Here is a 6,524-nt window from a genome sequence, read left to right as displayed (position 1 = left end):
GCAGCGTTGTTTCGATGAGGTTGATGACCCCTTCGACAACGTCAGAGAAGGGGTTGAGGATGACGTTGTACAGCCAGTGTGTGCGCTGGTTGTTGATCAGCCAGCGACGCGCGTCGTTGATCGGATCAGCGAGGCCAATGTCCCACGATTCGGGGAACACCCCGACATCGCTGAGTAGCACCGAGGCCAGCCAGGTGGCGCCGATGATCCCGACAACGTAGAACCCGAGGCGTTGGCCTCGATTCATCGTCCGGGCTCGAGCAGGCGAGCCACATCGGCGTGCGACACGACGCCGAGCACCGCTCCGGCATCATCCTCGACGGCAATTGGATCGGGGCTCGACAGCAGGCGCGGGATGAAGTCCTCAAGCACCGTCCATCGGCCCACCCGGGCGAGGCCGGCAAGTTCCGATGCAGTCAACGCAGCCGATGCGGCCGGCTTCATCGCGTGATCAGCGGTGAGGACCTTCGCCTTCGGCGCATCCTTCGTGAACGCCGCGACGTAGTCATTGGCCGGATTGGTGATGATTTCGACAGCAGTTCCGACCTGGACAAATTCGCCATCGCGCATGATGGCAATGCGGTCTGCCAAGCGCAACGCCTCGGTGAAGTCGTGCGTGATGAACACGAGCGTCCGCTGCAATTTAAGCTGCAGTTCAATCAGTTCGTCTTGCATATCGCGACGAATCAGCGGGTCAAGGGCGCTGAACGGCTCATCGAAGAAGAGCACATCTGGATCAACGGCCAGGGCACGCGCCAAGCCGACGCGCTGCTGCATTCCACCGCTGAGTTGCTGCGGGTAGTGATCGCCCCATCCCTCGAGACCGACCGTACTGAGCAGCTCGAGTGCATCAGCGCGCCGCTGCTCACGGGGTACGCCGCACACTTCGGGCCCGAATGCAACGTTGTCCAGCACCGTGCGATGCGGGAACAAACCGAAGTGCTGAAACACCATCGACAAGCGGTGTCGCCGAATTTCTCGGAGGCCGACGTCGTCGAGCGCGATGAGATCCTCGCCGCACATCTCGATACCACCCGACGTGGGTTCGATCAGTCGCGCGAGGCAGCGAATCAGCGTGGACTTGCCGGAACCCGAGAGTCCCATGACGACGAACGTCTCGCCTGCAGCAACAGAAAACGAGACATCGTTGACCGCAATCAACGAGCCGGTGCGCTCGTGGATCTCGCTGCGCGACACCCCTGCAGAGGCCAGGCGTTTGGCTTCTTGAGCGCTGCCACCAAAGACCTTCCACAGACCCGACACATCGATGATTGGCGTGTCAGCGGCCATCGACGGCCTCCCCGAGCCTCGAGGAGGCCGCCAGCAGTGGGATATTCAGGAGAGCCAGGCCTTCCAGGTGTCCGGATGCGCCTCGATCCAGCTCGCGGCTGCGTCTTCAACCGACATGCCGTCAGTCTCAACCGAAGCAAGCATCTCAACCTGATCAGCAGTCGTGTAGTTCATCTTGGTCAGCAGTGACGCAACCGCTGGCGACGACTCGGTGAGATCTGCGGAGATGATCTTGAAGAGGTTGTCGGCGGGGTAGTCGCAATCCACGCCGTCAGGTGCGGTGGCGGCGCAGGCATCGCTGTAATCGGGCAGCTTGACCTCGGTGAGGTCGTACTTGTTGTGGGCAGAGTGAGGCGTCCACAGGTAGATAAGAATTGGCTCTTCGCGAGAGATTGCCGAGTCGAGCGCGGCGAGGATCGCCTCTTCAGAACCGGCGTAGACAACTTCGAGTTCCAAGCCGAGGTTGGCAATGATCGCCTCGTCGAACTGCACGAAGCTCGGGTCACCGCCAAGGAACTGGCCCTTGTCGCCAGTTTCAGCCGTGGCGAACAACTTGGCGAGCTCCGGATCTTTGAAGCCCTCCCATGTGGCGAGCTCCGGGTGCTGGTCGACCATGTACGTCGGGATGTACCAACCGATCTTGCCGACCGGGCCAAGCAAGCCGGCGTTGACCACGTTGCCATCAGCGTTGTCGATGAAGTCGACAACGTTCTGCGCGTGACCGGACGGCCAGACTTCGAGCGATGCCGACAGGTCGGCGGTATTGATGGCGGCCCACTGGGCGTTTTCGTCGACTTCGACGACCTCAACGGTTTGGCCGATCTCGCTGGAGATGAGCTGCGATGCCACAGCGACATTCACTGCGGATCCGTTCCACGGGTTGACGGCAAGCTTGATGACCTCGTCGCTGGCGCCTTCGACCGAACCGCCCGAATCACTGCCGGCGTCGCTGCCACACGCGGCGGCCACGAGGCCAAGTGCTGCGGTTGCCGCAAGCACACGGACGAGCCGCCCGCGTCGACTGACGCTGGGACGAACGTTGTTGATAATCATAAGAGTTCCCCTCTGTCACGAACGCACAAGTTCACGCGCCGAAGCAGCGATCTTAGACTGTTTGAGACGGTCGGTAAAACTGATTCGGCGGCGCGAGATTCGACTGCAGAATGCTGCTTGAGAGCCGGTGACTGCGCCACGATCTGGTTCCCACGAGGCTCTTGCAGTCCACCCGCGACCAGATCGTTTGATTCTGGAGCTCGACGTTCCACGGGCCTCAAGCCTGTCTTACTGTTCTGGCATGATATGGACGGTCCGAATCTCCGAAGCGAACGATATGCCCAACGTTATTCGGCTCATCGAGCGAGCCCGGAGCGCCGACACTGTTCACGTCGAACTGAGCGAAGTTGTCGCTGACCTCAGGTCGCCGACAACAAACGTGGTCGCCTGTGTTGGCGACTCGATCGTCGCCGTCCTCGTCGGCCGATGCGAAGGCGATATCGGTCGCATCGTCGCCATCGCGATTGCCCCGGAGTGGAGGAACAAGGGCATCGGCTCGGCGTTGATTGGACGTGCCGAAGCCGCGTTCCTGAAAGAAGGCTGCCACCGCATCGTCGCACTCCTCACCGAGAATCAGATCGGTGCGGCTGCGCTCGTCAATCGGGGTTTCGAAGTCACGCCGAATCTGGCGCTGTACTCCAAAGACGAACCCCTTCGTCCAACGGCGTTCTCCATTCTTGAACGCTGGAACGGCGAGCTGATCGATCAGTCTCGATGGGAATCTTTCTCCGGGCTCACGATGCAGCGTGACATCGTTGAACAACGTTTGTTGGCGCCGCTGATCGAGGCCGAGTTGGCAAGCCACTTCGGGGTAGTCGCACCGTCAGCCATGCTCTTGTTTGGTCCGCCCGGAACCGGCAAGACGTCGTTCGCGAAGGCCATTGCCGGACGGCTGGGTTGGCCCTTCGTTGAGCTCTTGCCCTCGAAACTCGGGGCACAAGGAGCGGCGATGATGGCTGACGAACTTGGTCGGGCCTTCGACGATCTGCTCGGGCTCGAACACGTGGTGGTGTTCATTGATGAAGTCGATGACATCGCAAGCTCACGTGCCGCACGACCCGAAACGCAAGCCGTCGTCAACGAGCTACTCAAGGCGATGGTGCGCGTTCGCGAGGCGCCAGGTCGGCTCCTCGTGTGCGCAACGAACTCGATCGCCGCTCTCGATCCCGCCGTTGTCCGTCCCGGTCGATTCGACCTCGTCATTCCCATCGGACCGCCAGATCCTGACGCACGCCTTGCATTGCTCAACGACATGCTCGGAGCGATTCCAGGGTCGGCGATTGACCCGCAGGCGATGGTGGACGCCACCAATGGGTTAACCCCAGCCGATATCGCGAGCGCAATTCAACGCGCTGCTGCCGGGGCGTTCCAGTCGGTTCGCCAGGGCGATGCGACCGCCACTATCACGAACAGCGATCTCATCGCTGCGATCGACTCGACCGTGCCCACAATCTCTGAGGCCGGTCGAGCCGACTTCGTCGCAGAGGCCGAGCGTTTCAGCCGGCTCTGACCGGCAGCTTTCCGACCCGATCTTGCCCGGCCTTTCACATCTGGCCTGACCAGGCAACGTCGAGCTGGAGAGACAGAAGTCATCAGCACGATTGGAACCGTCGTGCGTAGCTTGATCTTGTTCGAATCTTCCCCCCAAGCAGGAGTACCAGCATGTCAACATCACTGATCAACACAGAAGTCAAGCCGTTTGCAGCAACCGCATTCCACAACGGCCAGTTCGTTGACGTGACCGATGCCGACATGCGCGACAAGTGGTCAATCGTGTTTTTTTACCCTGCCGACCTCACGTTTGTGTGCCCGACCGAACTCGGTGACCTCGCCGATTATTACGCAGAGTTCCAGCAGCTCGGTGTCGAGGTGTACGCAGTGTCGACCGACAAGCACTTCACCCACAAGGCGTGGCACGACAGCAGCGAGACGATCAACAAAATCACCTACCCGATGATCGGCGACCCGACCGGCGTCATCACCCGCAACTTCCAGGTCATGATCGAAGATGACGGCCTCGCTGAGCGCGGCACCTTCGTGATCGACCCTGATGGCAAGATCCAGATCATCGAAATCAACGCCGGCAACATTGGTCGTTCGGCTTCCGAACTGCTCCGCAAGGTCAAGGCCGCCCAGTACGTGCGCGCCAACCCGAACGAGGTCTGCCCCGCCAAATGGGAAGAGGGCGAAGCCACTCTGGCACCGTCGCTTGACCTCGTCGGCAAGATCTAACCCGGAAGGAATGAACTCGTGATTCTCGACGCTTCCCTCACCGAGGCACTCCGCTCTCACCTCCCGAAGATCGTTCAGCCGATCGAACTGGTTGCTTCGCTCAACGACGATCCGACCAGCACGAAAATCACTGAGCTCCTCGGCGAGTTGGACGTGTTGTCCGATGACATCAGCGTGCGCTTCGATGGCTCCGCCGAGCGCCGCCCCTCGTTCCGCATCACGCGAGTCGCTGACCCTCGTACGTCAGTCACGTTCGGCGGTGTGCCGCTTGGTCACGAGTTCACCTCACTCGTCTTGGCGCTTCTGCAGGTCGGTGGCCATCCTTCGACCGCTGACGCCGATCTGCTCGATCAGATCCGCAACATCCAAGGAACGCATCGCTTTGAGACGTTCTTCTCACTGAGCTGCCAGAACTGCCCCGACGTGGTGCAGGCGCTCAACCTGATGAGCATCATCAACCCGAACATTGAGCACGTTGCCATCGATGGCGGCGCGTTCCGGGAAGAGGTCGAAGCTCGTGAAGTGATGGCTGTGCCGACGGTGTTCCGCAACGGCGAGAACTTTGGCCAGGGCCGTATGTCCCTCGAAGAACTCGTTGCGATGATCGATTCCGGGAGTAGCGATCGCGCTGTCGAAAAGATCAACGCCATGGACCCCTTCGACGTTCTCATCGTCGGAGGCGGCCCAGCCGGATCCTCCGCTGCTGTCTACGCGGCCCGCAAGGGCCTGCGGACTGCCATCGTGGCGGAACGATTTGGTGGGCAACTCCTCGACACGATGGGTATCGAGAACCTGATTTCAACGCCGTACACCGAAGGCCCGAAGCTGGCCGCCGAGCTTGAAGCCAACGTCCGCAATCACCAAGTCGAGATCATCACGGCACAACGCGCCGGGCGTCTTGATCCGGCTCTGCGGATCGGTGGCCTCCACACGCTCGCTCTCGAAAGCGGCGCTGCACTACAGGCGCGTTCGGTGATCATCTCCACCGGCGCACGCTGGCGTCGCATGGGTGTCCCCGGCGAAGCCGAGTACGCAAACCGCGGGGTGGCGTATTGCCCACACTGCGACGGCCCGCTGTACAAAGGCAAGCGAACCGCAGTCATCGGCGGCGGCAACTCTGGCGCCGAGGCTGCGATCGACCTGGCCGGCATCGTCAAGCACGTCACGTTGCTCGAGTTTGCCGACGAGCTCCGTGCCGACGAGGTACTGCAAAACAAACTACGCAGCCTCTCGAACGTCACCATCGTTACCGGCGCCATGACCACCGAGGTACTCGGCGACGACAAGAAGGTCACTGCGCTCACCTATCGGAGCCGCTCTGACGAGACCGACCACCAGGTCGACCTCGACGGCATTTTCGTGCAGATTGGCCTCTTGCCGAACACGGAGTGGCTTGACGGAACCGTGCAGCTTTCGGAACACAACGAGATCATGATCGACGGCCACGGCGCCACTTCGGTGCCCGGTGTGTTCGCTGCTGGCGACTGCACAACGGTGCCGTTCAAGCAGATCGTCGTGTCGATGGGCGCTGGCTCCACGGCGATGCTTTCCGTTTTTGATCACCTGATCCGAACTCCAGAAGACACCACCGTCAGCGCCTGACCTCCCGCTCGGCACAAGCCGGATGCACCGACGTTCTCGGAGCGGAAAGTGCACGAGAACGAGGTGACGCTGGATGAGGTTCTCCGAATTCTTCCCGTGCTCGTCGACACCGCTGTGTCATGGGAGGGGTGCGACGAGGGGAGTGCCGAACTCTTGACCACACAAAATGGAAGCGTTCTCTAGCCCAGCTCACCCAGCCGCAGGAGCAACCTGCACGTTGCCGCGTGGCGAACCCGGTGTCGTCGACACTCTCAACGAGCTCACTCGTTCAACGCGCGGGCTCCTCCCCAATCCGTAAGCCAGCGCAGCGGATCGCCGCCTCCATCAGGAATGAGCGACCTGGTAGG

General features: G+C 61.1%; 6 protein-coding genes. 3 read left to right on the top strand and 3 right to left on the bottom strand.

Translation table 11 applies throughout. The annotated features are described in order from the left end of the window. The 3 genes from ACH2EI_RS12250 to ACH2EI_RS12240 form a co-directional block, all read right to left on the bottom strand. Positions 1-247: hypothetical protein (locus ACH2EI_RS12250; RefSeq protein WP_395160212.1), on the bottom strand; the 247-nt coding region annotated here is incomplete at its 3' end. Next, complete coding sequence (locus ACH2EI_RS12245) at positions 244-1,290, bottom strand: glycine betaine/L-proline ABC transporter ATP-binding protein (RefSeq protein WP_395155600.1); 1,047 nt, start codon at positions 1,288-1,290, stop codon at positions 244-246. The genes ACH2EI_RS12250 and ACH2EI_RS12245, both read right to left, overlap by 4 nt. 45 nt (positions 1,291-1,335) lie before the next feature. Further along, the gene (locus tag ACH2EI_RS12240) at positions 1,336-2,343 is read right to left on the bottom strand and encodes an ABC transporter substrate-binding protein (RefSeq protein WP_395155601.1); all 1,008 of its coding nucleotides are present in this window, start codon (positions 2,341-2,343) and stop codon (positions 1,336-1,338) included. Between the two features lie 241 nt (positions 2,344-2,584). Between ACH2EI_RS12240 and ACH2EI_RS12235 the strand changes: the two genes are divergently transcribed. From ACH2EI_RS12235 to ahpF, 3 genes are all read left to right on the top strand, one after another. Next, on the top strand, positions 2,585-3,853 hold the full coding sequence (locus ACH2EI_RS12235) for an ATP-binding protein (protein ID WP_395155602.1): 1,269 nt from the start codon (positions 2,585-2,587) through the stop codon (positions 3,851-3,853). A 152-nt stretch (positions 3,854-4,005) separates the two neighbouring features. Further along, on the top strand, positions 4,006-4,575 hold the full coding sequence (gene ahpC / locus ACH2EI_RS12230) for an alkyl hydroperoxide reductase subunit C (RefSeq protein WP_395160210.1): 570 nt from the start codon (positions 4,006-4,008) through the stop codon (positions 4,573-4,575). A 21-nt stretch (positions 4,576-4,596) separates the two neighbouring features. Then, complete coding sequence (ahpF, locus tag ACH2EI_RS12225; protein ID WP_395152094.1) at positions 4,597-6,177, top strand: alkyl hydroperoxide reductase subunit F; 1,581 nt, start codon at positions 4,597-4,599, stop codon at positions 6,175-6,177. Positions 6,178-6,524 lie beyond the last annotated feature (347 nt).

Origin of the sequence: Ilumatobacter sp. (assembly GCF_041688325.1) — a bacterium.
Classification (GTDB): Bacteria; Actinomycetota; Acidimicrobiia; order Acidimicrobiales; family Ilumatobacteraceae; genus Ilumatobacter_A.
This window is presented reverse-complemented; position numbering and strand designations above follow the sequence as displayed.

Coding starts and splice junctions, on each gene's coding strand:
- ACH2EI_RS12245 (WP_395155600.1), bottom strand. CDS start 1,290: ATGGCCGCTGACACGCCAATCATCGATGTGTCGGGTCTGTGGAAGGTC.
- ACH2EI_RS12240 (WP_395155601.1), bottom strand. CDS start 2,343: ATGATTATCAACAACGTTCGTCCCAGCGTCAGTCGACGCGGGCGGCTC.
- ACH2EI_RS12235 (WP_395155602.1), top strand. CDS start 2,585: ATGATATGGACGGTCCGAATCTCCGAAGCGAACGATATGCCCAACGTT.
- ahpC (WP_395160210.1), top strand. CDS start 4,006: ATGTCAACATCACTGATCAACACAGAAGTCAAGCCGTTTGCAGCAACC.